The organism is Rossellomorea sp. RS05, assembly GCF_039822645.1.
Taxonomy (GTDB): Bacteria; Bacillota; Bacilli; order Bacillales; family Bacillaceae_B; genus Rossellomorea; species Rossellomorea marisflavi_B.
Genome location: NZ_JBDKWY010000001.1, coordinates 1358153 through 1381921, shown reverse-complemented (window position 1 = coordinate 1381921; position 23769 = coordinate 1358153). Strand labels below are relative to the sequence as shown.

Annotated in this window: 25 protein-coding genes; 17 read left to right on the top strand and 8 right to left on the bottom strand. The window is 47.7% G+C overall.

Going from position 1 to position 23769, the window contains the following annotated elements; translation table 11 throughout:
* Window positions 1-10: 10 nt before the first annotated feature.
* The 4 genes from ABJ225_RS07220 (at window position 11) to ABJ225_RS07205 (ending at window position 3779) form a co-directional block, all read left to right on the top strand.
* Complete coding sequence (locus ABJ225_RS07220) at window positions 11-1153, top strand: acyl-CoA dehydrogenase family protein (protein ID WP_053426538.1); 1143 nt, start codon at window positions 11-13, stop codon at window positions 1151-1153.
* A 300-nt stretch (window positions 1154-1453) separates the two neighbouring features.
* Entirely contained in the window at window positions 1454-1819 is a 366-nt protein-coding gene (gene cccA / locus ABJ225_RS07215; protein ID WP_053426539.1) for a cytochrome c550, read from the top strand.
* A gap of 134 nt (window positions 1820-1953) precedes the next feature.
* The gene (locus tag ABJ225_RS07210) at window positions 1954-2664 is read left to right on the top strand and encodes a tRNA (adenine(22)-N(1))-methyltransferase (RefSeq protein WP_347319176.1); all 711 of its coding nucleotides are present in this window, start codon (window positions 1954-1956) and stop codon (window positions 2662-2664) included.
* Window positions 2661-3779: a Nif3-like dinuclear metal center hexameric protein gene (locus tag ABJ225_RS07205; protein ID WP_347319174.1), complete on the top strand. Its 1119-nt coding sequence runs from the start codon at window positions 2661-2663 to the stop codon at window positions 3777-3779. Before ABJ225_RS07210 ends, ABJ225_RS07205 begins: the two co-directional genes overlap by 4 nt.
* Window positions 3780-3803: 24 nt before the next feature.
* On the opposite strand, the gene ABJ225_RS07200 is transcribed toward ABJ225_RS07205, so the two are convergent.
* From ABJ225_RS07200 to vrrA, 3 genes are all read right to left on the bottom strand, one after another.
* On the bottom strand, window positions 3804-4277 hold the full coding sequence (locus tag ABJ225_RS07200) for an NUDIX hydrolase (RefSeq protein WP_218246222.1): 474 nt from the start codon (window positions 4275-4277) through the stop codon (window positions 3804-3806).
* 124 nt (window positions 4278-4401) lie between these two features.
* A complete protein-coding gene (locus ABJ225_RS07195; protein ID WP_053426543.1) occupies window positions 4402-5361 on the bottom strand; it encodes a 4-hydroxy-3-methylbut-2-enyl diphosphate reductase in 960 nt (319 codons plus the stop codon).
* Window positions 5362-5499: 138 nt separating this feature from the next.
* On the bottom strand, window positions 5500-6186 hold the full coding sequence (gene vrrA, locus ABJ225_RS07190) for a VrrA/YqfQ family protein (protein ID WP_347319171.1): 687 nt from the start codon (window positions 6184-6186) through the stop codon (window positions 5500-5502).
* 278 nt (window positions 6187-6464) lie between these two features.
* Here vrrA and ABJ225_RS07185 point away from each other — a divergent pair, with 278 nt between their 5' ends.
* Both ABJ225_RS07185 and ABJ225_RS07180 read left to right on the top strand, forming a co-directional pair.
* A complete protein-coding gene (locus ABJ225_RS07185; protein WP_053426545.1) occupies window positions 6465-7772 on the top strand; it encodes a DEAD/DEAH box helicase in 1308 nt (435 codons plus the stop codon).
* A gap of 30 nt (window positions 7773-7802) precedes the next feature.
* Window positions 7803-8696, top strand: coding sequence for a deoxyribonuclease IV (locus ABJ225_RS07180; RefSeq protein ID WP_347319169.1), 894 nt, complete (start codon window positions 7803-7805; stop codon window positions 8694-8696).
* A gap of 37 nt (window positions 8697-8733) precedes the next feature.
* Here ABJ225_RS07180 and ABJ225_RS07175 read toward each other — a convergent pair whose 3' ends face one another.
* Complete coding sequence (locus ABJ225_RS07175) at window positions 8734-8988, bottom strand: DUF2624 domain-containing protein (protein ID WP_048006116.1); 255 nt, start codon at window positions 8986-8988, stop codon at window positions 8734-8736.
* 153 nt (window positions 8989-9141) lie between these two features.
* Between ABJ225_RS07175 and ABJ225_RS07170 the strand changes: the two genes are divergently transcribed.
* From ABJ225_RS07170 to ABJ225_RS07155, 4 genes are all read left to right on the top strand, one after another.
* Window positions 9142-9912, top strand: a complete 771-nt coding sequence (locus ABJ225_RS07170; RefSeq protein WP_218246334.1) for a metal ABC transporter ATP-binding protein — start codon at window positions 9142-9144, stop codon at window positions 9910-9912.
* Between the two features lie 14 nt (window positions 9913-9926).
* Window positions 9927-10784 (top strand): metal ABC transporter permease, encoded by an 858-nt coding sequence (locus tag ABJ225_RS07165; RefSeq protein ID WP_056535311.1) that lies wholly within the window; start codon window positions 9927-9929, stop codon window positions 10782-10784.
* Between the two features lie 2 nt (window positions 10785-10786).
* Window positions 10787-11203: a Fur family transcriptional regulator gene (locus ABJ225_RS07160; protein ID WP_218246221.1), complete on the top strand. Its 417-nt coding sequence runs from the start codon at window positions 10787-10789 to the stop codon at window positions 11201-11203.
* A 364-nt stretch (window positions 11204-11567) separates the two neighbouring features.
* A complete protein-coding gene (locus ABJ225_RS07155) occupies window positions 11568-11930 on the top strand; it encodes a DUF1499 domain-containing protein (RefSeq protein WP_056535312.1) in 363 nt (120 codons plus the stop codon).
* A 37-nt stretch (window positions 11931-11967) separates the two neighbouring features.
* On the opposite strand, the gene ABJ225_RS07150 is transcribed toward ABJ225_RS07155, so the two are convergent.
* Window positions 11968-12528: a hypothetical protein gene (locus ABJ225_RS07150; RefSeq protein WP_218246220.1), complete on the bottom strand. Its 561-nt coding sequence runs from the start codon at window positions 12526-12528 to the stop codon at window positions 11968-11970.
* A 182-nt stretch (window positions 12529-12710) separates the two neighbouring features.
* Here ABJ225_RS07150 and ABJ225_RS07145 point away from each other — a divergent pair, with 182 nt between their 5' ends.
* The gene (locus ABJ225_RS07145) at window positions 12711-13097 is read left to right on the top strand and encodes a DUF4190 domain-containing protein (RefSeq protein WP_238281515.1); all 387 of its coding nucleotides are present in this window, start codon (window positions 12711-12713) and stop codon (window positions 13095-13097) included.
* A 75-nt stretch (window positions 13098-13172) separates the two neighbouring features.
* Here the strand turns inward: ABJ225_RS07145 and ispG are convergent, their stop codons facing one another.
* Entirely contained in the window at window positions 13173-14285 is a 1113-nt protein-coding gene (gene ispG, locus ABJ225_RS07140) for a flavodoxin-dependent (E)-4-hydroxy-3-methylbut-2-enyl-diphosphate synthase (RefSeq protein WP_048006111.1), read from the bottom strand.
* A gap of 104 nt (window positions 14286-14389) precedes the next feature.
* Window positions 14390-14725 carry a hypothetical protein gene (locus ABJ225_RS07135; RefSeq protein ID WP_347319165.1) on the bottom strand — a complete coding sequence of 112 codons (336 nt, stop codon included), beginning with the start codon at window positions 14723-14725 and terminating at the stop codon, window positions 14390-14392.
* A 49-nt stretch (window positions 14726-14774) separates the two neighbouring features.
* On the opposite strand from ABJ225_RS07135, the gene ABJ225_RS07130 reads away from it, so the two are divergent.
* A complete protein-coding gene (locus ABJ225_RS07130; RefSeq protein WP_347319163.1) occupies window positions 14775-15956 on the top strand; it encodes an MFS transporter in 1182 nt (393 codons plus the stop codon).
* Window positions 15957-15972: 16 nt separating this feature from the next.
* Here ABJ225_RS07130 and ABJ225_RS07125 read toward each other — a convergent pair whose 3' ends face one another.
* Window positions 15973-16734 carry a DUF1189 domain-containing protein gene (locus ABJ225_RS07125; protein WP_053426554.1) on the bottom strand — a complete coding sequence of 254 codons (762 nt, stop codon included), beginning with the start codon at window positions 16732-16734 and terminating at the stop codon, window positions 15973-15975.
* 267 nt (window positions 16735-17001) lie between these two features.
* Here ABJ225_RS07125 and ABJ225_RS07120 point away from each other — a divergent pair, with 267 nt between their 5' ends.
* The 5 genes from ABJ225_RS07120 to ABJ225_RS07100 all read left to right on the top strand — a co-directional run bounded on the left by ABJ225_RS07120 (window position 17002) and on the right by ABJ225_RS07100 (window position 23565).
* The gene (locus ABJ225_RS07120) at window positions 17002-18630 is read left to right on the top strand and encodes a Na/Pi cotransporter family protein (RefSeq protein WP_347319161.1); all 1629 of its coding nucleotides are present in this window, start codon (window positions 17002-17004) and stop codon (window positions 18628-18630) included.
* A 58-nt stretch (window positions 18631-18688) separates the two neighbouring features.
* Window positions 18689-19168 (top strand): DUF456 domain-containing protein, encoded by a 480-nt coding sequence (locus tag ABJ225_RS07115; protein ID WP_347319159.1) that lies wholly within the window; start codon window positions 18689-18691, stop codon window positions 19166-19168.
* A gap of 172 nt (window positions 19169-19340) precedes the next feature.
* Window positions 19341-19949: a superoxide dismutase SodA gene (gene sodA / locus ABJ225_RS07110; RefSeq protein ID WP_056535324.1), complete on the top strand. Its 609-nt coding sequence runs from the start codon at window positions 19341-19343 to the stop codon at window positions 19947-19949.
* Window positions 19950-20057: 108 nt separating this feature from the next.
* Window positions 20058-21272 carry an MFS transporter gene (locus ABJ225_RS07105; RefSeq protein ID WP_347319157.1) on the top strand — a complete coding sequence of 405 codons (1215 nt, stop codon included), beginning with the start codon at window positions 20058-20060 and terminating at the stop codon, window positions 21270-21272.
* A 163-nt stretch (window positions 21273-21435) separates the two neighbouring features.
* Entirely contained in the window at window positions 21436-23565 is a 2130-nt protein-coding gene (locus ABJ225_RS07100; protein WP_218246214.1) for a peptidoglycan D,D-transpeptidase FtsI family protein, read from the top strand.
* The last annotated feature ends 204 nt before the right edge of the window (window positions 23566-23769 follow it).

Sequence of the window (23769 nt, the reverse complement as noted above, 5' to 3'; positions counted from 1 at the left end):
GGGGATGGGAATGAATTTTGATTTGACACAGGAACAGGCAATGATCAAAAAAACCATTAAAGAGTTTGCAGATGAAGAGGTGGCGCCGGGTGCCCTTGACAGGGACCGGGCCAAGGAATTCCCTGCTGACGTTTTTAAAAAATTGGCGGACCTTGGACTGATGGGTCTTCCGTTTTCAGAAGAATACGGCGGAGCCGGGGCGGATACGGTCAGCTTTGCCATCGTGACAGAAGAATTGAGCCGTGCATGCGCATCAACAGGCATCACGTACTCTGCCCACATTTCCCTGGGTGGAGCACCGATCTCCATGTTCGGTACGGAAGAGCAGAAGGAGAAGTATCTGACGCCGATCTGTACGGGCGAGAGCTTCGGAGCTTTCGGGCTGACCGAACCGAATGCGGGATCAGATGCTGGTGGAACCCAGACGACGGCAGTGGAGCAAGGGGACCGCTGGGTAATCAATGGGAATAAGTGTTACATCACAAATGCCAGCTATGCGAACCATCTGGCTCTGACTGCTATCACCGGTAAAAAGGACGGCAACAAGGAAATCAGCGCAATCATCGTACCGACGGATGCCAAAGGCTTCAAGGTGATTGATAATTATGAAAAGATGGGGCTGCACGCCTCGAACACCACTGAACTCGTGCTGGAAGATGTAGAGGTTCCTGCGGAGAACCTCCTTGGTAAGAGAGGAGAGGGCTTCAAGCAGTTCCTGGTCACTCTTGACGGCGGAAGGATCGGGATCGGTGCGATGGCTGTGGGGGTGGCTCAGGCAGCCTTTGATAAGGCCCTGCAATATGCCAAAGAGCGAAAGCAGTTCGGAAAGACGCTCTCCCAGTTCCAAGTGACCCAGTTCAAGCTGGCCGACATGGCGATGAAGATCGAATTGGCCCGGAACATGGTGCACAAGGCAGCGTGGCTGAAGGATCAGGGCAGACCATTTTCCAAGGAAGCGTCCATGTGCAAGCTCTATGCATCCGAAATCAGTATGGAAGTGGCCGATGAAGCGATCCAGATCCACGGAGGATATGGGTATATGAGGGAGTATCATGTGGAGAGGTACCTTCGCGATGCGAAGCTCCTCGAAATCGGCGAAGGAACGTCGGAAGTCCAGCGCATGGTGATCTCAAGGCTGATTGGATGTCACTGATGCCCGGGGACCCTTGGTAACGGGTCCCTTATTTTGGTAAAGTAACTGGAAATGCGAGAGATTCATGTTAGCGATACCAAATCAGAACAGGATGATAGTCCTGTGAAATGGATTGCTTTTGTGTCAATAATGAAAACGGTTAAGAGAATTCGACGTAAAAACGAACATAATGTGTCTAAATTGTGAGAAAGATGGAAAAGTTAATTCGTAGGACTTTTACTTTCCCTGTTTTTACAGTAAAATATAAATTGTTAAATAGGGTACTATTTGGATGGTATACATACGAAGGAGGGTTAAGCCATGAATCGCAATCCAATCATTCCGTTCATTCTCATTATGGCACTTGGTATCGGACTTGTTTTCTTCTTATCTCTTGAAGGATTGAATAATGCTGAAGAGAAGGCTGACAAGGCAAAGGAAGAAGAAAAAGGCGGAGAGCAGGCTTCAAGCGGTGAATTCGATCCTGAAGCACACTACAAGGAAAACTGTATGAGCTGTCACGGTGGTGACTATGAAGGCGGAGCTGGACCTGCATTGAAAGGAACGGATCTTTCCAAAGATCAAATCAAGGAAACGATCAAGAATGGTAAAGGCATCATGCCGGCAGGACTTGTGGAAGATGAGAATCTTGATGCCATGGCAGACTGGATCTTGTCACTCAAATAATAGGGAAAGCTTCTTTGCCTGATGGGCAGGGGGCTTTTTTTATGCCTTGAAATTGGGTAGAATGGTATCGAAGCGGAAAAATCCTTCCCGGTACAGGGAAGGGAAGAATGAATCCAGATTGATAAGGTGAAATGATGAATAGCGAAAAATTATCCAAACGACTGGAGACAGTTGTATCCTACATACCAAAAGACAGTACCATTGCAGATATCGGTTCGGATCATGCCTATCTTCCATGTTATGCGATCCAGACAGGAATTGCGGCTTCGGCCATCGCCGGTGAAGTCGTGAAGGGACCATTCGAATCAGCTCTGAAACAGGTCAAACTGAATGCCCTCGAAAACAGGGTGGATGTCAGACTGGGAGATGGCCTTGATGTGCTCCGTCCAGAAGAAGTGGATTGCATCACCATTGCTGGCATGGGCGGGCCCCTGATTGCCTCCATTCTCGAGAAGGGTAAGGCTAAAGTAGAAAATGCACGACTCATCCTACAGCCGAATATCAGCGCCGTGTCCATCCGTGAATGGCTGATGGATAATGGCTGGTCCCTTCTGAGAGAGGAGATCTTGGAAGAGGACGGTAAGATCTATGAAGTTCTCGTAGCGGAAAAAGGAGATCCGAAGGCAGGATATACAAGCGGAAATCTTGAAGCAGAGCTCCTCATGGGTCCGTTACTAAGTACTGAACGCAGTGCGCCGTTCAGAAAGAAATGGACACATGAAATAACCCAGTGGAAGGTGATCCTGAAAAACATGGAACAGGCTGAGGAAACTCCAGCACTCGAGGAGCGCAGAAATGATCTGCTTGTAAAAATCAAACTGGTAGAGGAGGTTCTGAATCGATGAAAACACCAAATGGACATGAGATCATTCAGCTATTTGAACAATTTTCACCGAAGCATCTTGCAGAGGAGGGCGATCCGATCGGACTTCAGATCGGCAAGCTGAATGAAAAGGTGGAAAATGTCATGGTGGCCCTGGACGTTCTTGAAAATGTGGTGGATGAAGCGATCAAGAATAATGTGAAGCTGATCATCGCCCATCACCCTCCGCTGTTCAGGTCCCTTAAATCAATCCATACCGATACCTATCAGGGGAGAATGATTGAAAAACTCATCAAACATGATATTGCCGTTTATGCTGCCCATACCAACCTTGATGTGGCGGAAGGTGGAGTGAACGATCTGCTCGCTGATGCCCTTGGGCTGGTTGAGCCATCCGTCCTTGTACCGACGTACTCCGAAGAGCTCAGGAAATTGGTGGTCTTTGTACCGCAAGAGCACGGTGAACGCCTCCGCGGGGCCCTGGCCAAAGCGGGAGCGGGGAATATCGGCGCCTACTCCGATTGCAGCTTCACTACAAGAGGAGAAGGCAGATTCATGCCGGGGGAAGGAACCGACCCTTACCTAGGGGAACAGGGTAGCCTAGAAGTAGCAGAGGAAGAAAGAATTGAGACAGTTTTTCCTGCTTCTTTGGAGGGCAGGGTACTGAAAGCCATGCTCACCAATCATCCTTATGAAGAAGTGGCCTATGACATCTATACACTGGAGAACAAAGCGCCCGCTATGGGTCTCGGCAGGATCGGAAGGTTACCTGAGGGCACGACCCTGAAAGAATTTGCCCTGCGGGTCAAAGCGGTCTTCGGGATGGATGGTGTCAAAGTGACCGGTGACCTTGAGGCGCCCGTGAACAAAGTGGCGATCCTCGGTGGCGACGGGAATAAATTCATCCATGCTGCCAAGCGACAAGGAGCAGACGTTTTCATTTCGGGTGACATCTACTATCATACAGCCCACGATGCCATGATGCTTGGCTTGAACGTCATTGATGCGGGACATCATATCGAAAAAATCATGAAGGACGGCGTGGCCCGGCACTTGGCCAAGACGTGCGCGGAAAAAGGATATGTCGTGAATATCTTCCCTTCTACCTCTAACACGAATCCGTTTACGTTCATGTAAAAAAAGCCTTGTCTGCACTCCTTATTATAAGGGTTGCGAACGGGGCTTTTCTTTTTGCTCCAGAAACTCCATAATGATGGGTTGATCTGGCGGGCTCAGTTCGAGGGGAAGGGAATCCAATGGGAAGAAGCGCAATTCGGATCCTTCCGCTTCATTCAGACAACATTCTCCACTGTAAGACCTGCATAGATAGGCGGTCACAACATTGTAGACCTCGTCTCCGTGTGGGTACTGGTAGTAGAATTCCTGCCCTGAATAGATACCCCATAAAGATAAAGCTTCAGCTTTGATGCCGGTCTCTTCATAAAGCTCCCTTTCGGCTACTTCCTGCAAGGTTTCCCCGGGTTCCATGGAACCTCCCGGCAGGCCCCAACATTGATTGTCCGTGCGCTTCATCAATAGGAGTTCCTCTGAATCATTGATGACGAGGACGCATGATCCAACCATGATGAGGGGGAGGGTCCCGACTTGTTTACGCAAATTCAAGATATAGCCCATACAGCCTCCTGTAAATGTTTTCCTTAATTATAGCATTCATGAGTCAAGTGATCCATAGTGAGTGGGAACAGGAAAGGACAAAGAAAACGCCTATGCATGAGAATTCCTGCATAGGCGTTTAGATTTATTTAGAAGAACCAAGTTTTGCTTTGCGTACTTTTGGAAGAATCTTATTGAGCGGGACATTGCGTTCCCTTGTCCACGTCTCTTCATCAGCCGGGTCATATGCTTCCAGGAAACGGATGACTTCTTTGACGATGGGAGTAGGGGTGGAAGCACCTGCAGTGACGGCAGCTACTTTAGCACCCTTCAGCCACTCCAGCTCCAACTCACTTATGTCAGAGATCCGGTAGGCAGGTGTTCCGGCGATTTCTTTTGACACCTGTGCCAGCCGGTTGGAGTTATTGCTCTTCGGGTCACCGACTACAATCAGGACGTCTGCCGCCCCAGCCTGTTCTGCAACGGCTTCCTGACGCACCTGCGTCGCCAGGCAGATTTCTTTGTGAAGTTCCACATGTGGGTACATTTCCCTGACTTTCTCCATCGTATCGAGAACATCCCATTGACTCATCGTCGTCTGATTCGTCACGATGATCTTTTCATTGTCGATGGTGAGCTTTTCCACATCCGCGGCGGTTTCCACAAGGTGTACGATATCAGGTGCGACACCGACGGCCCCTTCTGGTTCTGGGTGGCCTTTTTTACCGATGTAGATGACGTCATAACCTTCGGCTTCCTTTTCGCGGATGAGGTCATGTGTCTTCGTGACATCGGGGCATGTTGCATCCAGTGTCACCAGTCCTTTATTCTTGGCGATTTCCTTCACTTCTGGGGATACCCCATGTGCTGTGAAGATGACGGTCCCTTCATTGACCTGGTCGATGATTTCCTTTCTGTTGTGACCATCCAGGGTGATGATGCCTTCTTCTTCAAATGCATCGGTCACATGTTTGTTATGGACAATCATGCCCAATATATATATCGGACGGGGGAGTGACTTGTCGAGCGCCGCATTCCTGGCGATGACCATGGCATCGACGACTCCGTAGCAGTACCCCCTCGGGGTAATTTTAATAATATCCACTGATAATCCTCCTACATGGGAAAGGTTGTACCCCCATTATAAAGGAGAACGTCCTTTATGACAAAGAGTATGGGTACGGAAAGGGTTGAACCTTTGGGAATAGCCCTCCAGATAGGCATTCTGCAGGGCATTACTGGTTTAAATATAAAGCTTTGGTGAAGATTGCCCCGTTATCCTGGGGGCTTTCGGTCTGACAGGAGGGGCAGGCTCTGATTCTTCATCGAGTGCGGGTGTTTCCACGGTTTCCTCGGAGTCCTGATCCTTTGGTGGGGGAGTAGCATCTTCTGCATCTGCATTCGTTTCTTCATCCCCTGTTACATCTTTCAGTCCCCTGTACAACTTCCATAATGCTGGGATATTCTTGACCATGGGACCATACTGGGAAACCATCGGTCCGAGTTGCTGAGCGGTTTGCAGGACCTGTTGGGTATTCGTGAGGAAAGAGCCAATATTTCCCGGATTCATCAGCCCTTGAAGGATGCCTCCGGCTGCTTGCGGAGACCGGTCCATCCCCGAGTCGGATACGGACCGTGTGAACTGTTCGAGAAGGCCTGCTCCACCTTCAGGGGTGCCACCCCCTCGATTTTCGCCTTTTTTCAATAGTTTGGAGAGCAGACCTTTCTTTTTACCGGGCTGTCCTCCTGACATCTGGAACGGAGAAGGTGAAGTGCGGCCAATAGTAGGTTGATTCCTTCGGTTTTGTTGCATCATGAATGGATTCCCCTGCTGCATGCGGAAGTTGCTCTGTTGCATCCCGAACGGATTCCGCTGCTGCATGCCGAATGGATTTCCTCCGCGCATTCTCATCATTCCGCGTGGCGGCATGATGATCGCCTCCTTTCAAATGGAATTGCCATCTTTATAACGTATGCAAGCAGATTGAAAAGGGTATTGTGTAGAGGGAGAAATGATTTTGTCCTGATAGGCTAGATGTTTCCCCGAAAATTGATTATAATGATTAGATGTTCTTATTTTAAATGACAACTGACGTTTTATATAGATCTTCACCCGCTGAACACCGGGTGGACCCTTCAGTATGGGGTGTCCATGCATCACCATGAAATAGGTATAATGAGATGTCGATATAAAGGAGATGAAGAGACATGACAAAGAACGCCTTCACACAGTATGAATTCAAAACGTTCATTCAGCATGCTATTGAAGAACGGGGGTTTCATGAGCCGACGGAAATCCAGAAAAAGATGATCCCGATGATCTTGAAGGGTCAAAGTGCCATCGGTCAATCCCAGACCGGTACAGGAAAGACCCATTCCTATCTGCTTCCGATCATTGAAAAGATCCATGAAGCTTCTGAAACGGTCCAGGCGGTGATCACTGCGCCTACGAGGGAACTTGCCCAGCAGATCTATCAGGAAATCTTGAAGATTACAAAAGATACCGACATCACATCGCGCTGTTTCATCGGAGGAACGGACAAGCAGAGGACAATCGAGAAACTGAAGAGCCAGCCACATATCGTCGTAGGTACACCGGGAAGGATCAACGATCTTGTGAAAGAACAGGCCCTGTTGGTGTACACGGCAACCATGCTTGTCATCGATGAAGCCGACTTGATGCTTGATATGGGGTTCATCGAGGATGTGGATCAAATCGCCGGCAAAATGCCTGAAAACCTCCAGATGCTCGTATTCTCTGCAACCATCCCAGAGAAGTTGAAGCCATTCTTGAAGAAGTACATGGAAAACCCTCAATTCGCCCATGTAGAGCCTGAGCGTCTATCGGCGAAGAACATCGAGCACGTAATCGTCCCGGTGAAAAGCCGTGACAAAATCAACCTGCTTTACAATATCCTAACTGACATCAACCCGTACCTCGGGATCGTGTTCACCAATACGAAATCGAAAGCGGATGAAGTGGCGGATGCCCTGATTGCCAAAGGATTGAAAGTCGGGAGGATCCACGGTGGCCTCTCTCCGCGTGAACGGAAAAAGGTAATGAAACAAACAAGAGGTCTTGAATTCCAATACATCGTTGCAACGGACCTTGCTGCCAGGGGGATCGACATCGAGGGAATCAGTCATATCATCAACTTTGAATTGCCGCAGGACCTTGATTTCTACATCCACAGGACAGGCCGTACGGCTCGCGCCGGTAACAGTGGGATTGCATTCACCATCTATGAGGCATCCGATGAAGATGCCATCAACCGACTGGAGAAAAAGGGCATTCAGTTTGCCCATAAAGATATTAAAAAAGGCGAATGGGTAGAGCTCCCTGCGCTGAATAAGCGGAAGAATCGCCAGAAAACCAGTGCAGATGAAGCGGATGTAAAAGCCAAGTCCATGGTTCGGAAGCCGAAAAAGGTGAAACCAGGATACAAAAAGAAAATGAAATATAAAATGGAGCAGATCAAGAAACGCGAAAGAAGAATCAAAAGCAGGAATAAATAATCTTCAAGCGTCGTAAAGGAGCTGAGACATGTGTTGAAGATCGGATCTCATGTATCAATGAGTGGGAAAAATATGCTGCTGGCTTCGAGTGAGGAGGCCGTTTCATATGGGGCGAATACGTTCATGATCTATACGGGTGCACCCCAGAACACAAGAAGGAAGAAGATTGAAGACTTGAATATCGAAGCGGGAAGGGCCCATATGAAAGAGCATGGCATCGACGATATCGTTGTCCATGCCCCTTATATCATCAATATCGGAAACACCACCAACCCTGCGACATTCGAGCTTGGCGTCAACTTCCTCCGCTCGGAGATCGAACGGACAGAAGCCCTTGGTGCAGGACAGATCGTCCTTCACCCGGGAGCGCATGTCGGTGCCGGAGCGGATAAAGGGATTGAAAAGATCATCGAAGGATTGAATGAAGTCCTTACGAAGGAGCACAAAGTTCAGATTGCCCTTGAAACAATGGCAGGGAAGGGCTCGGAATGTGGACGTTCATTCGAAGAGCTCGCTGCGATCATCGAAGGCGTCGATCTGAATGACCGTTTATCGATCTGCTTTGATACGTGTCACACCCATGACGCGGGCTATAACATCGTGGAGGACTTCGACGGGGTGCTGGACGAATTCGACCGCATCATCGGCATCGATCGTCTAAAGGTACTGCATGTGAATGATAGTAAAAATCCTACTGGTGCCCGGAAGGACCGCCATGAAAACATCGGATTCGGACATATCGGATTTGATGCGATCAACCGGATCGTCCATCATCCGCAGCTTGCAGACATTCCGAAAATACTTGAGACCCCATATGTGGGAGAAGACAAGAAAAACAAAAAGGCACCTTATAAATTTGAAATCGAAATGCTCCGGATCGGAGAGTTCGACGAAGATGTGCTGAAAAGAATCATGGAAGCATAAAGGAAAGGAGGCACCCTTTGAGGGGCGCCTCCTTCTTTCATTTCATCAGCTTCAGGAAGAGACCGTTAATCTCTTTTGCCTTGGAAGGTCCGATCACCCTCGCCAGCTCTTTCACCAGTTGACTTCGCTTTGCATCATTGAAGATGTCGATGTTCTTCCCTTTGACGCTCTTCACGATGCTGTCGGCCTGTGCAGGGGTGAGGGAGACCTGGTACTGACCGGCATACTTCATGAGCTCCCCCTGTGAGATCGTGTTGATCTTATGGTTGATCACATTTTGCAGCAGTTTCATCCTAATCACTCCTCACAAGATACATATGATGTGAATGCAGAGAAAGTGACAACGATTTTTCTCGATACCCCATGGTTTACAATCAAATTCCCATGTTGTATACTACCCTATGGACATAAATCGTAACGATTCTTAAAAAGAGAGTTGATAGCCATGAATGGAGAGACACCAGTCATTAAAATAGAAGATGTAAGCTTTCGATATGAAAGGGAGCGTGTCCTTGAGGAAATCAATCTGAGCGTTCCACAAGGGGCATTCCTAGGTATCGTGGGACCGAATGGGTCCGGTAAATCAACCTTGTTGAAACTGATGCTTGGCCTCCTCAGGCTACGGCAGGGAAAAATCGAGCTTTTCGGGACACCACTTCAGAAATTCAAAGATTGGAGCAGGATCGGGTTTGTTTCCCAAAAGGCAAATAGCTTCAATACTGGGTTCCCCGCAACGGTTTTCGAGGTTGTCGCGAGTGGGCTCACAAAGAAAGCCGGCTTATTCCGGCGGATATCCCATCAGCATAAACAAGACGTGTTTGAAGCCATTGAATCAGTTGGAATGGGGGCTTTTGCCCGCCGGAACATCGGGGAGCTTTCAGGTGGTCAGCAGCAAAGGGTTTTCATTGCCAGGGCACTTGTATCAAAGCCTGACATCATGATACTGGATGAGCCGACCGTAGGGGTCGATTCACAAAATGTCCAGACATTTTATGAAATGTTGGAGCGTCTCAATAGAGATCTTGGCATCACCCTGGTTCTGGTCACCCACGATATAGGGACGATCACAAGCAAGGTGACCCACGTCGCCTGTCTAAATAAACAACTGCACTTTCATGGTGATACAGAAGAGTTTGAAAAGCAAAAAGACGATGAGCTTTCCTCTTTTTACGGTCATGACGTCCACGTTTTGAACCATGATCATCAGCATGCTTAAGGGGAGAGGGAACGATGATAGAAGCAATATTTCATTATGAGTTTTTACAAAATGCATTTTTGACGGGGATTCTGATCGGAATCATCGCACCGCTCCTAGGGGCTTTCATCGTCGTGAGGAGGCTTTCCCTCATTGCGGATGCCCTTAGTCATGTAACCCTTTCGGGGATCGCAGCGAGCCTGTATGTGAGTCAGACGGTCCCTTCACTTGCGACCCTTAATCCGTTGTACTTCGGAATGGTGTTCTCAGTATTGGGCTCCGTATTCATCGAGAGGCTGAGGACGCTTTACAAGCACTATCAGGAATTGGCCATTCCCATCATCCTCTCGGGTGGTGTGGGGATCGGTGCAATCTTCATTTCTCTTGCTGATGGCTTTAACACGGATTTATTCAGCTATCTATTCGGAAGCGTCAGTGCAGTGAGCAGGGGGGATCTGTATCTGATCGGCATCATCAGCGTAGTGGTGATCACGGTCATCTTCCTCCTATACAAGGAGCTATTCCTCCTTTCGTTTGATGAAGAGCACGCGAAGGCGTCAGGCATCCCTGCCAAGGCGATTCATTTCATCTTCATGATCATGGTCGCGCTAGTGATTGCAGCTTCCATGAGGATCGTGGGGATCCTCCTTGTGTCGTCCTTGATGACCCTGCCCGTCGCCGCAAGTATCCGGGTCGCGAAGGGATTCAAGCAAACCATTGGTTTTGCAGTGCTGTTCGGTGAGATATCTGTTATTGTAGGATTAGTAAGTGCCTTCTATCTAAATCTTGCGCCAGGTGGGACCATCGTGGTGACCGCCATCATCATCCTGATGGTGACGATCCTCATCAAGAAGGTACGTTCGAATAAACCTTCGAAAGTAGAGGTGCATTGAGCATGAATGTATCACAAGCATTGGAGTTATTGAAGGAAGAAGGATATAAGCATACGGGGAAAAGGGAACAGCTTTTGGAACTTTTCTCGTCTTCCAATAAATACTTGACGGCACGTGATGTGTTGGAACATATGAAAGCCGATTATCCTGGGTTGAGTTTTGATACGATCTACCGAAATCTCAGTTTGTTCGTAGACCTCGGTATCCTTGAGGAAACGGACCTGTCCGGTGAACGCCATTTCCGTTTCACCTGTGCGGCCAACCACCACCATCATCATTTCATCTGTATGGACTGCGGGAAGACGAAAGAAATCCACAGCTGCCCGATGGAAGCCCTGAAGGAAGATCTATCGGAAACCGGTTATGATATTTCAGGACATAAGTTCGAGATTTACGGAAAATGTCCTCAGTGTCAATGAGGACGGGACAATAAAAGGGATCATGTCATAACGGGCACGATCCATGTAGGTTCTTTATACGCTCATGGTTAGGGTTGACCGTTGAGACTCCCCGGTAAGCCTGAAGGGTCTCACATGAGCCTGCGTCTTGTACCCCAATCAACAATGAACGATAAATGTTCAGTAAACATATGAGAAACCCGCATTCATTTCCTTGTCCGAGGGTAAATGAATGCGGGTTTTATTATGACTGAAAAACAGTTGTCCTGCTTCTTCTTTATCCTCTTAAGGGTGGTTACGGTAAGTTAAACATATTGGACTTCGTTTAAAAAAGGGAGAATGGGGAAAATAATGAGCGAATTCAAAAAACAGGGAGCGATCTGCTGTGGATAAAGTACCGTTCAACCATTGCCCATCAAATAAGAAAAATTGTGTGAGCACCATAGACCTTACTTCCTACCATCGGATTTCACCCATTCCCATTGAAGAGAGTTCTGAAAGGGTGAAGGAAAAGATTCATGTGGCCCTTGCCCACTTTGATCAAACGGAGGTGAAGGAGGAAACCCCGAAATACATCCATGCCGTATTCAGTACAAAGTTTTTAAAATTCAAGGATGATGTGGAGTTTTATATAGATGAATACAATCATCTTCTTCACATCAGATCGGCATCCCGGCTAGGCTACTATGATTTCAAGGCGAACAGGAAGAGAATCGATCGCTTCAAGCATTTATTTCACTCGTTATAAGAATATAAAAAAGCGGCCCACGGGCCGCTTTTTTATATTATGACAACCAATTCTTCACCCATGCTTCAGCTTCTTCCCAATCGTTTACACGGATGACACCGTCAGGTATCGGATCCTGATTGTATGGGGTATTGAAGAGAAGGACAGGAATCTTCAGTGCTTCATGGATCGCGACGGCATTGTCATGTTTATCTTCGAAGAAGAGGTCGACATCGTATTTTTTGGCCGTCGAAACTTTATCGTGCGAACCGATAAGTTCGATATGATGGTAGGTCAGGTCGCTTTTAGAGAACCAGTCCTTGGTGACCTGTAAAAGATCTGATCTCCTTGCGCTGATGAAGAATAATTCGTGTGATTCCTTCCATTGATCCAGTACGTGTTTGGCACCATCTGCAAGGGGAGAATCTTTGTAAATGATCGGCTCAGCGTCCGTGAACCACGCCCCGAATTCAGCAGGGGAAATATTGAGGACCTCCGTCAGTTCATATTGGGTGATATCATCAAGTGTCAATGACAAATCAAAATGATCATTTATATGAGGCAGAAGGGAGGCAGGGGACGTAACCGTACCGTCTATGTCAATTCCAAAGCGTTTCATTTTTTATCAAGCTCCTCTGTATCAAAACTCCTTCAAGTTTAACATACTCCGCGCTTGCCCGTAAGCGGATTTTCATTTTCCTTCCACCACTCGCACATAAATAGCAAACATTAGCATAGTAAAAAAACGGTCGTAACGAACACTAAGAAGGCTCCCATACTCAGAAAGTGAGGGATTGCAGTATGAATGAAGAAGAGAAGCATGAGCTAATGAAGATTGAGCGTGAAGATGAAATCGGTTTTCACGACACTCAGGCGACAAATCTTGTGACAGAAGACTATCGTGAAGAAACAGCGACTGAAATCGCTGCTCCGCTTTCCATCCGTGATGTAGATGCTTATGAACGGGATGAAGTAGAGGAGCGATCCACTTCTGGAAGTGTAATGGGGTATTCGGCACTTGCCCTTTCTATCTTGTCGTTGTTCATCCTCCCGGTCATACTTGGAGCGGTGGGCATCGTATTGGGATTCGTGGCAAGGCGACGAGGCGCAGAAACGCTGGGAGCGTGGGCGATTGGAGTCGGAGCCGTTTCCCTGATTATCGGGATATTCGTACTGCCGTTCTTTTAACATGATCTTGGAAGTGGGAGCATTTCAAGATACAAAAAAGAGAGGACTGATGAAAATCAGTCCTCTCTTTCTCATTTATACTTCCAACTGTTTCTTCTCTTCTTCCTGTTTGGCAAAGTATTCTTCAGCAATTTTGTCGATTTCCTTTTTCAACTCTTCGACCATGGTTTCCTCAGGTACTTTACGGACCGTTTTTCCTTTACGGAATAGAAGTCCTTCACCACGGGCTCCGGCGATACCGATATCGGCTTCCCTTGCTTCCCCGGGACCGTTCACGGCACAACCGAGTACCGCAACCTTGATCGGGGCCTTGATGGTCGAGATATACTCTTCCACTTCATTGGCAATCGAGATCAGGTCGATTTCGATACGACCGCATGTAGGGCATGAGATCAAAGTCGCGGCGTTGGCTGCAAGACCGAATGATTTCAACAGTTCGCGTGCGACTTTTACTTCCTCGACAGGATCCGCGCTTAGTGAGATCCTCACGGTGTTACCGATACCGAGGCTGAGGATGGCACCCAGACCTGCGGCACTCTTTACAGTACCGGCAAACAGTGTGCCTGACTCTGTGATACCGAGGTGAAGCGGATAGTCAAAGGCTTTGGCTGCTTTTGTATATGCTTCGATCGCCAGGTTCACATCGGATGCCTTCATGGAAACGATGATATCGTGGAAGTCAAGGTCTTCAAGGATCTTGATGTGATGCAGGGCGCTTTCCACCATGCCGTCCGCTGTCGGATAGCCGTACTTATCAAGGATTTTCCGCTCAAGGCTTCCGGCATTGACACCGATACGGATCGGAATGCCTTTTGCTTTGGCCGCTTTGACGACAGCTTCCACTTTTTCACGGCGTCCGATGTTCCCAGGATTGATCCTGATTTTATCAGCTCCACCTTCGATTGCTTTAAGTGCAAGCTTGTAATCAAAGTGGATATCGACGACAAGCGGGATGTTGATTTGTTTTTTGATATCCGCAATGGCTTCTGCTGCGCGTTCGTCAGGACACGCGACGCGGACGATCTGGCATCCTGCTTCTTCCAGGCGGTGGATTTCTGCTACTGTTGCTTCTACATCATGGGTTTTGGTGGTCGTCATACTTTGGATGACAACTTCATTATTTCCGCCAATTGTCAGATTTCCGACTTTGACGGGGCGTGTTTTTGTGCGATGTATGATTTCACTCACGTGTGATTCGCTCCTTTAAAAAGCTTATTCAGCTATTCATAATACGAAATTATTGTAACAGTGTTTGCACGGTATTGACAAGAAATAGGTGTCAAAAAGCATATTCATGAGGGGTATTTCGGAAACTTGTAGGTTTTTCCCGCTTGAATCTCGGAAGCCCCGATCCCGTTCAGTTCTTCAAAGTCTCGGATCACTTGATCAACAGACACGGGCAGGGGACCGCCAACAGCATCCTTCACTAAGCTCAGCACGGTATCCCCTGTGGAAACCTTTGTCTCGATATAAGGCACCTCCCTGACGTCCGGGGTGATGGGCTCCTTCATTGGAGCGGCAGTCTCTACTGATTCTTCATGTAGTAAGGTTAATGTTCCTTTATTCAAGTCATAATACACACTGTATAACAGAATGATCACACCTACAAAAACGGCGACCCTCTTCATGATCAACATTCCTCCTGGTTTTGTTCGTTTGGAAAAGGAGTTTCTTATGATGAAAATGACACGTCTGGAGTTTGTCATCCTACTACTTCCACTATTGATGGTGCTTGGAAACTCCATGCTTATTCCGCTATTGCCTGAAATTGAACAATCACTGGGCTTGGAAGGAGCGTGGAGTGGATTTATCTTAAGCGCCTTCACGATTCCTGCAGCTCTTGTCATTCCGGCGGTCGGAGTCCTTTCCGACCGTTTTGGCAGAAGCTTCATGGTGAAGTGGTCCCTTTATTTGATGATGCTGGGGAGTCTGATTTGTGTGATGAGTGGTGGGGGCTCAGGACTTCTATTCATGACGGGGCGCATGATCCAGGGGCTGGGTGCCGCGGGGACCACTTCTCTTGCCATGGCCCTCACAGGGGACCTGTTCAGCGGTGAGAAGCGGACGGGTGTTCTCGCTTCTCTAGAGGTATCCAACGGGGTTGGCAAGGTGCTTGCCCCCATACTCGGTGCCACATTGGCATTTCTGCTCCCTTGGAACCACATCTTCTGGGTCTATATCCTGGTAAGCTTCCTCATCCTTGCAGGTATGCGAAAAGAGCTCTCAGTAGAGAAAAGAAGCTCCGGCTCCATCCAAGGTTTCCGCTGTTATATGCAGGATGTTCAGTCAACATTGAAGCGGAACTGGAGGCTGTTGGTTCCTCTTTATGCGATGGGCGGAACGGGTCTGTTTGTATTATTCGGCATCCTTTACTTCCTTTCCTACCATATCGAAAATATCTTTCATATCGATGGATTCTTCAAAGGGTTTGCCTTTCTTTTTCCCTTGGGTGCCATGGTAGTGACGTCCTATTGGTGCGGAAAGCGTCTGAAGGAAGGGGCTGGAGGCCTATTCATGGGTACGGGGACGGTGCTCATGCTGGCTGCTTCCGGTGGATTGTTCTTATGGCATTCCTTGAGCGGGCTCATGTTTCTTCTGACAGTCTGTTTTGGCGGTCTGGGGCTCATAATGCCTGTCATTAACTCCGAAGTGACCGGGGCAGTGGGAGAGGAAGAGAGGGGACTCGTGGTCAGTTTGTACGGAACGAGCCGATTTGCAGGTGTCGCCCTTGGGCCGATTGCATATGGAAGGTGGAAGGAGGACGTTGTGAGTATGTACGGGTGGACGTTCGCCTTCATCGCCCTTCTGACTCTGATGCATATGTATGTGATCCGCTATAAAAAAAGGAACGCCCATTGATGGGCGCTCCAGATGGTCAAGCCTTCCGCTGAGGGATTTCTTTTACCGAAAGGTAGATGATGACGGTGATGACGAACCAATCGACGAACGGCGCAGCCGGAACCGGGGTCTTCAAGAGTTCCATGATTGCGAAGAACAAGGTTGAGAGTGTAGCGGCATACGCTGTGACGCGGAAGCCTTGGCGATAATTGACCCGCTTTTGCATGGCCGTTGCAAATGCCGTTGCGATGAGAGAGAAAATCAAGATCTTTAGGAACATCACAGCAGAACTGAACAGGTAGACGCTGACCATAGCCACTGGGAGGAAAATCCATTTCAGGTTATCCATCATCCTTACAGTGGATAGCGCCTTCTCCTTTGTGGTGTCTTCTGCACCAATTGTGGAGTAGCTCCATTCAACGCTACCCGACATATTGACCACGATGGAATCTTTCAGAAACGCGATGGATTTATCTTCATCCACATCCGCAGCCTCCGTATCGCCGGTACTATCGAATACGATGGTCATGTCGGATTTTTCTACGATGATGGGTTCTTTGGAATCGGATATGAGTTCCCCATCCTTGATGGTGAATGAAGGAATGTTATGCTCCAGGGCATCCTCCACGTCATGGATGGCATCTGTAGAAAATGAAGTCAGCTCGATCACCTGAGGAATGACCGACAAGAAAGTCAGTAGGAATATGTATAAAATGGTTTTCCCGATTCCCTGAAAGCGGAATGCGGCTATATGTTTTGGTGAATGAATACTTTTTATCAGCTGTTTGAAAATATTCAAAACCTCAACTCCTTTCTCGGCATATCTCTTCTATTTTAATCGTATCCATCACTGCGTTACAAGTTGGAATCGGACAACTTTATGAACATTCCCTTGAAGAGAGAAGATCAAAAGGTCTTTTTGTAATCGGAATGTAACAAAATGGTCATATTATTAATCTATTGTAAATTCGGACCGTAAACTATTTACCTGTTCTTTAAAATAATTTATAAAGGTGATGGGGTTTTTGTAAATCAGTGTCGAAATTAACGCTTAGGGGTTGAAGGAATGGAATTGAATTGGCAAGAAATGTTGTTTCAGTTTATAGGAGGACTTGGGATCTTCCTATTCGCAATAAAATACATGGGGGACGGACTTCAAAAGTCTGCCGGGGACCGGTTGAGGGAAATCCTTGATAAGTTCACGACGAATCCATTCATGGGCGTATTGGCAGGGATCTTTGTGACCGTCCTGATTCAATCGAGCAGTGGGACGACCGTCATTGTCGTCGGTCTGGTAAGTGCAGGCTTCATGACCCTCAGACAGGCTATCGGTGTTGTCATGGGGGCGAATATCGGAACCACGGTCACAGCCTTCATCATCGGGATTGACATCGGCGAGTATTCACTGCCTATCATCGCCCTTGGAGCGATCCTATTGTTCTTCTTTAAAAATAAGAAGATACAGAACATCGGTCAGATGGTCTTCGGCTTTGGAGGACTCTTTTACGGTCTCGAGTTGATGAGCGGAGGAATGAAGCCGCTTCAGGATTTGCAATCTTTTCATGAACTCACAGTCACCCTGAGCGACAATCCGATCCTTGGTGTAGTCGTGGGGACAGTATTTACTTTGATCGTCCAAAGTTCTTCTGCCACAATCGGGATCCTTCAGGAACTGTATGGCTCCGGTTTGCTGGATCTTAATGCAGCACTTCCTGTCCTATTTGGTGATAATATCGGTACGACGATCACAGCGGTCCTTGCTGCCTTGGGAGCCAGCGTTGCTGCAAGAAGGACAGCAGCAGTACACGTGCTTTTCAACTTGATTGGAACAACGATCTTCCTGATTATTTTGCCACTATTCACAACATTCATTCTGTTCCTTCAGTCATCCCTAAATCTGAATGAACCAATGACAATCGCATTTGCACACGGTACATTCAATGTTACCAATACCATCATTCAATTCCCATTCATCGCAGTTCTTGCCTATATCGTGACGAAGTTGATCCCTGGTAAAGATGCGATTATTGATTACAACGCACAGCATCTTGATCCTGTTTTCATCCAGCAGTCACCTGCCATCGCCATTGGGCAGGCCAAAGAAGAAGTTTTGCGTATGGGCCAATTCGCAGTAAAGGGTCTTGAAGAAACGAACGAATTTTTGAAAACAAAGAATACAAAGAATGCCGAAACAGCTTATCAGATTGAAGGGGCCATCAACAACCTGGATAAGAAGATCACTGACTATCTAGTGGACCTTTCTTCAGCTTCTCTGTCAGAGATGGAATCAGAGCGTCACTCAATCCTTATGGATACCGTCAGGGACATCGAGCGGATCGGTGACCATTTCGAAAATATCGTGGAGCTTGTGGAATATCAGCAGTCCAATAAAGTGAAGATTTCCGAGGAAGCGATGAACGACCTTGAGGGAATGTTTGCCCTTACGATCTCTACTGTGAGCCAGTCCATTGAGGCGTTGGATGTGAATTCCTTGGAGATAGCACGAGAAGTCATCGAGAAAGAAGATCGCATTGATAAGATGGAGCGTAAACTGAGGAAGCAACATATCCTGCGCATGAATGAAGGTAAATGTACGGGTCAGTCCGGCATCGTGTTCGTGGATATCATTAGCAATCTTGAGAGAATCGGTGATCATGCCGTCAATATCGCTGAAGCTGTGCTAGAATTAAAATAATGAAGAACAAAGGGGACCTCGTTTGAAGGTCTCCTTTCTAACGAATGGAGATGGATAGATGGACGTGTTGTATTGGAGCTTAATCATTGTGGCATTTGTTGTCGCGTTTGCCGGATTGATTTATCCGATCATACCCGGAGTGTTGTTTTTGCTCATCGGTTACATTCTATATGGGGTCTTCTTCTCATTTGAACCGATGAACTGGTTGTTCTGGACCATCCAGATCCTGTTCGTGATCCTCCTGTTTGGTGCCGACTATGTCACCAATCTCATCGGCGTCAAGAAGTTTGGCGGTTCGAAGGCCGGTGTGTGGGGAAGTACGATCGGGCTCCTTGCAGGACCATTCGTCATCCCGGTCCTTGGAATCATCATCGGCCCGTTCATCGGAGCGATTCTTGGTGAGTGGCTCATCAAGCGGACGTCATTCATACAGGCCGTGAAGGTGGGGGTCGGTTCTGTGATCGGTTTCATATCCAGCGTTATCACAAAAGGGCTCATCCAGGCCGCCATGCTTGTCTATTTCTTCTGGGTGATCTGAATTTTACCCGGAAGCCGGGGATTAAGTTAAGGAAGAACGGGTATTTTATAGAAGTATCGGTCACGGAGGTCCAAGCAAATCAGTTGAACCTGCTGTGGAGATTTGGTAATCTTAAACTGAAACAGGCCGGAACTAGAAGTCCGGACAAACTTACATAGGGAGGAATTTAATCATGGCTTACGAATTACCACAACTGCCTTACGCGTATGACGCATTGGAACCTCATATCGACAAGGAAACAATGAATATCCACCATACGAAGCACCATAACACATATGTAACAAAATTGAATGATGCCCTTCAAGGTCACGACGACCTTCTCAGCAAATCTGTCGAGGAGCTTGTAGCGAATCTTGATGCCGTTCCTGAAGGTGCACGTACTGCTGTGCGCAACAACGGTGGCGGTCATGCCAACCACTCTCTATTCTGGACGCTTCTTTCACCTAATGGCGGAGGCACTCCATCAGGCGAACTGGCTGATGCCATCACATCTAAATTCGGTAGCTTCGACAAATTCAAAGAAGAATTCGCAGCTGCAGGTGCAGGTCGCTTCGGTTCAGGATGGGCTTGGCTTGTTGTGAACAACGGAGAATTGGAAGTAACGAGCACACCGAATCAGGACTCTCCTCTAATGGAAGGCAAAACGCCGGTCCTTGGACTTGATGTTTGGGAGCATGCTTACTACCTCAATTACCAAAACCGTCGTCCTGACTATATCTCAGCGTTCTGGAACGTAGTCAACTGGGATGAAGTGGCTAAGCTTTACAGCGCTGCTAAATAATTTCATGAAGTCTGCAAGGGGGTTCCCATTATCGGGAGCCCCCTTTTTTCCTGCATAACTTCCCTTCCTTATTCAAAGAATAGGTGTACATCAAAGGGGAGTTTTGCTATGAGCTATAAACGATTTTTAGGTGATATTGATTTAACGAAAGAATTGACGCTGCTCTTATTGATCGGCGGCATGTACTCATTGAGCATCGCCTTGTCGAATACGTTCGTCAATATTTATCTGTGGAAGCAATCGGGTCGATTTGTCGACCTCGGGATCTACAATCTGACTGTCGTCATCCTTCAGCCATTGACATTCATCTTGGCAGGAAGGTGGGCCAAGAAGGTCGACCGGGTGATCGTCCTTCGAATCGGCGTCATATTCCTCGCGCTTTTCTATATTTCGGTCCTTTCGTTCGGTTCCCTGGCTGAGCATTACCTTGTTGTCCTAGGTGCACTGCTTGGAATCGGGTATGGGTTTTACTGGCTTGCCTTCAACGTGCTCACATTCGAGATCACCGAGCCGGAGACGAGGGATTTCTTTAATGGATTCCTCGGGATCCTGACTTCTACAGGCGGAATTATCGGACCGATGCTTGCGGGATTCATCATTTCCCGATTTGATTCATTCCAGGGCTATACCATCGTCTTCGGGCTCTCACTGTTCCTGTTTGCGGTGGCGGTCGTGCTGAGCTTTTTCCTGAAAAGGAGACCGGCAGACGGACAGTATCTGTTCTGGAGGATTTTTCAGGAAAGGGGCAATGATCCGAACTGGCGGAGGATCACGAATGCCCATTTCTTCCAGGGAATCCGGGAAGGGACGTTCATATTTGCCATTTCCGTCTTTGTTTACATTAGTACAGGAAGTGAATTCGCACTGGGGACATTCGGCTTGGTCAACTCCGGCATAGCCTTCATCAGCTACTACATCGCCTCGAGGGTCATTAAAAAGGAATTCAGGAAAAAAGCGATATTGCTCGGCGGTATCCTTCTCTATCTCGCTGTTTTCTTGATCGTCTTTGATGTGACGTACACACGCCTCCTGATTTATGCTGGCTTGATTGCTATTGCTTATCCCATCCTGCTCGTCCCCTATATCTCCATGACTTATGACGTCATCGGTACCGGCTGGAAGGCGGCTGAAATGCGTATTGAGTACATCGTCGTCCGCGAGCTGTTCTTGAACGGTGGAAGGATTGTTTCAGTCCTTGCTTTCATCGCAGCTGTGACCCTATTCGACCAGGACGTGAGCATTCCAATACTCCTTTTGCTGCTTGGTGCCGGGCACAGTGTAATTTACTTTTTCATCCGGAAGATTCAATTCCAGCAGTCCTAGCCAATTTCCTCAAAGGGAGGGAAAATATCCCTCCCTATAGTTACAGCTAGAAACTCAGCCGCTTTTTTTATACACTATAAATAGATAGAATTTTTACATAGAGGAAGGGTTGGAAGGATTGAAAAGGAGTAAAAGGAAAAAGAAAACGCACGTCCCCATTCGGATGAATATGCTGTTTTTTGCTGTTTTTCTGTTGTTCTCCATGCTGGTGCTCCGGTTGGGCGTAGTCCAGATCGTGAATGGGGAAAGCTACAAGAGTGAAGTGGAACGGACCGAGGATGTGGTAGTGAATACCGGTGTTCCTCGTGGGAAGATTTATGATCGATATGGCAACGTCATCGTGGATAATGTCCCGTTGAATGCCATCACATATACGAGGACGAATACAACAACGACGGAAGAGATGATCGACGTCGCCACCAAGCTTTCAGAGTTTATTGACAAAGACCCGGAAAGTGTGACGGTCCGGGATAAAAAGGATTATTGGATCATCAAAAATAGCGACGAAGCAGAGGTATTGGTATCCGCTTCTGAAATCAAGAAGCTTCAAGCGGATGAAGAACTCTCTGAAGATGATGTGAATGCCAAGGTATACAAGATGAGGCTGGACCGCATCACCGACGACAAACTTGAATCCCTATCAAAAAAGGATCTTGAGATCATTGCCATCTACCGAGAGTTTGCCGGTGGCTACGCCTTGAATCCACAGATCGTGAAAAATGAAGACGTGACGCCCGATGAGTTTGCCAAGGTGAGTGAGCACTTGAACGAACTGCCCGGAGTGAATACGACCACGGATTGGAAGCGGTCCTATGTATTCGATGATACTCTGAGAACCATCCTTGGGAACGTATCCTCTGCCAGGGAAGGTCTTCCGAAAAATCTCGTCGATGCATACCTTGCAGAAGGATATAATCGGAACGATCGGGTAGGGAAAAGCTATCTGGAACTTCAATATGAGGACCTGCTCCAAGGTCAAAAAGAGCAGATGAAGAACATTACGAAAAACGGAAGCATCATCGAATCCCTTCTTGTCCAGGAAGGACAACGTGGAAAGGATGTCGTCCTTACCATCGACATGGAGCTTCAACGAGAAGTGGAAAAAATCATTGAAGATGAGCTTTCGAAACAAATACAGGATCGTGGTGCATCCCCGAACCTCGACCGTGCCTATGTGGTGATGATCAATCCGAATACAGGTGAGATCCTCTCCATGGCAGGAAAGCAATATATGAAGAATGAAGAGACGGGCAAGTATGAGATGAGGGATGCGGCACTCGGTACCTTCACCTCCTCCTACGAGGTCGGTTCCGTCGTGAAAGGGGCCACGGTCCTGACGGGTTATATGACTGGGAACCTGACACCGGGCGAAACGTTGATCGACGAACCTCTGAAGATCAAAGGTACGCCTCCGAAATCATCCTGGTTCAACAAATATGGGCAGATGCCGATCACCGATTTGTTCGCATTGGAAAAGTCATCAAACTCCTATATGTGGAAAGTGGCCCTGCGGATTGCAGGGGGACGTTACGTACCGAATCAGCCGATCGTGAATAATCCTGAGGCATTCGATACCTTCCGCACGCATTTCGCCCAATTTGGTCTCGGTGTTCCGACTGGTATCGACCTTCCTGGTGAGTCTCCAGGTCTGAAAGGGACAGCTACGGATCCAGGTTTCCTCCTTGATTTCGCCATCGGGCAGTTCGATACCTACACGACCATGCAGCTCGCTCAGTATGTGTCGACGATCGCCAATGATGGGTACAGGGTTCAGCCCCATATGATGAAGGAAATCCGGGAGCCGACCAATGATAAGAAGAGTCTCGGTTCCGTCCTGTTCGAAGACGAGACGAAGGTACTAAACAGAATCGATGCCACACAAGATCAGATCGAACACGTACAAAAAGGATTCTACCGCGTTTATCATAACCCAGATGGAACGGCCTACAATGAGTTCAAGGACGCCCCGTATAATGCGGCAGGTAAATCAGGTACCGCCGAAACGTACGTGGACGGCAAGCTGAATTACAATACGACGATTATTGGATACGCACCGTTTGACAACCCGGAAGTGGCGTATGCAACCGTCGTCCCGTCTTCCCACATCCAAGCTGGTGGGGTGAGCGATCCCTATACGAACAAAAAGATCGCCAAACGGGTCATGGACAAATATTTTGAATTGAAGAAAGAACGAGCGAAGACCGTTGGAGATACAAACACCGTGGACAAAAAAGTCGAGAATGCAAAAGATGCAGAAAAGCAGCAGGAAAAAATAAGGGAAGAGAGCAACTGATCCCAAAAGGGGGTGGAGAAATCCACCCCTTTTTTCTATGCTTCTGGTCGAACAGAAAAGAAGCTAATTCAAGTTGGAGGATGGGAGACCCTACAAGGTAATAGGGACTATGCTATGTGGAGGAATGAGGTGATATTCCTAGAAAAAAATATCCTCCGTACAATAGTCGGGAGATCACTATCCCGTATCATGGCGATCTCCGAT

What these genes read in the sequence shown, in the direction of transcription:
- ABJ225_RS07220 (WP_053426538.1), top strand. Translation starts at nt 11, where the DNA reads ATGAATTTTGATTTGACACAGGAACAGGCAATGATCAAAAAAACCATT.
- cccA (WP_053426539.1), top strand. Translation starts at nt 1,454, where the DNA reads ATGAATCGCAATCCAATCATTCCGTTCATTCTCATTATGGCACTTGGT.
- ABJ225_RS07210 (WP_347319176.1), top strand. Translation starts at nt 1,954, where the DNA reads ATGAATAGCGAAAAATTATCCAAACGACTGGAGACAGTTGTATCCTAC.
- ABJ225_RS07205 (WP_347319174.1), top strand. Translation starts at nt 2,661, where the DNA reads ATGAAAACACCAAATGGACATGAGATCATTCAGCTATTTGAACAATTT.
- ABJ225_RS07200 (WP_218246222.1), bottom strand. Translation starts at nt 4,277, where the DNA reads ATGGGCTATATCTTGAATTTGCGTAAACAAGTCGGGACCCTCCCCCTC.
- vrrA (WP_347319171.1), bottom strand. Translation starts at nt 6,186, where the DNA reads ATGCCGCCACGCGGAATGATGAGAATGCGCGGAGGAAATCCATTCGGC.
- ABJ225_RS07185 (WP_053426545.1), top strand. Translation starts at nt 6,465, where the DNA reads ATGACAAAGAACGCCTTCACACAGTATGAATTCAAAACGTTCATTCAG.
- ABJ225_RS07175 (WP_048006116.1), bottom strand. Translation starts at nt 8,988, where the DNA reads ATGAAACTGCTGCAAAATGTGATCAACCATAAGATCAACACGATCTCA.
- ABJ225_RS07170 (WP_218246334.1), top strand. Translation starts at nt 9,142, where the DNA reads ATGAATGGAGAGACACCAGTCATTAAAATAGAAGATGTAAGCTTTCGA.
- ABJ225_RS07165 (WP_056535311.1), top strand. Translation starts at nt 9,927, where the DNA reads ATGATAGAAGCAATATTTCATTATGAGTTTTTACAAAATGCATTTTTG.
- ABJ225_RS07160 (WP_218246221.1), top strand. Translation starts at nt 10,787, where the DNA reads ATGAATGTATCACAAGCATTGGAGTTATTGAAGGAAGAAGGATATAAG.
- ABJ225_RS07150 (WP_218246220.1), bottom strand. Translation starts at nt 12,528, where the DNA reads ATGAAACGCTTTGGAATTGACATAGACGGTACGGTTACGTCCCCTGCC.
- ABJ225_RS07145 (WP_238281515.1), top strand. Translation starts at nt 12,711, where the DNA reads ATGAATGAAGAAGAGAAGCATGAGCTAATGAAGATTGAGCGTGAAGAT.
- ABJ225_RS07135 (WP_347319165.1), bottom strand. Translation starts at nt 14,725, where the DNA reads ATGAAGAGGGTCGCCGTTTTTGTAGGTGTGATCATTCTGTTATACAGT.
- ABJ225_RS07130 (WP_347319163.1), top strand. Translation starts at nt 14,775, where the DNA reads ATGAAAATGACACGTCTGGAGTTTGTCATCCTACTACTTCCACTATTG.
- ABJ225_RS07120 (WP_347319161.1), top strand. Translation starts at nt 17,002, where the DNA reads ATGGAATTGAATTGGCAAGAAATGTTGTTTCAGTTTATAGGAGGACTT.
- ABJ225_RS07115 (WP_347319159.1), top strand. Translation starts at nt 18,689, where the DNA reads ATGGACGTGTTGTATTGGAGCTTAATCATTGTGGCATTTGTTGTCGCG.
- sodA (WP_056535324.1), top strand. Translation starts at nt 19,341, where the DNA reads ATGGCTTACGAATTACCACAACTGCCTTACGCGTATGACGCATTGGAA.
- ABJ225_RS07105 (WP_347319157.1), top strand. Translation starts at nt 20,058, where the DNA reads ATGAGCTATAAACGATTTTTAGGTGATATTGATTTAACGAAAGAATTG.
- ABJ225_RS07100 (WP_218246214.1), top strand. Translation starts at nt 21,436, where the DNA reads ATGAATATGCTGTTTTTTGCTGTTTTTCTGTTGTTCTCCATGCTGGTG.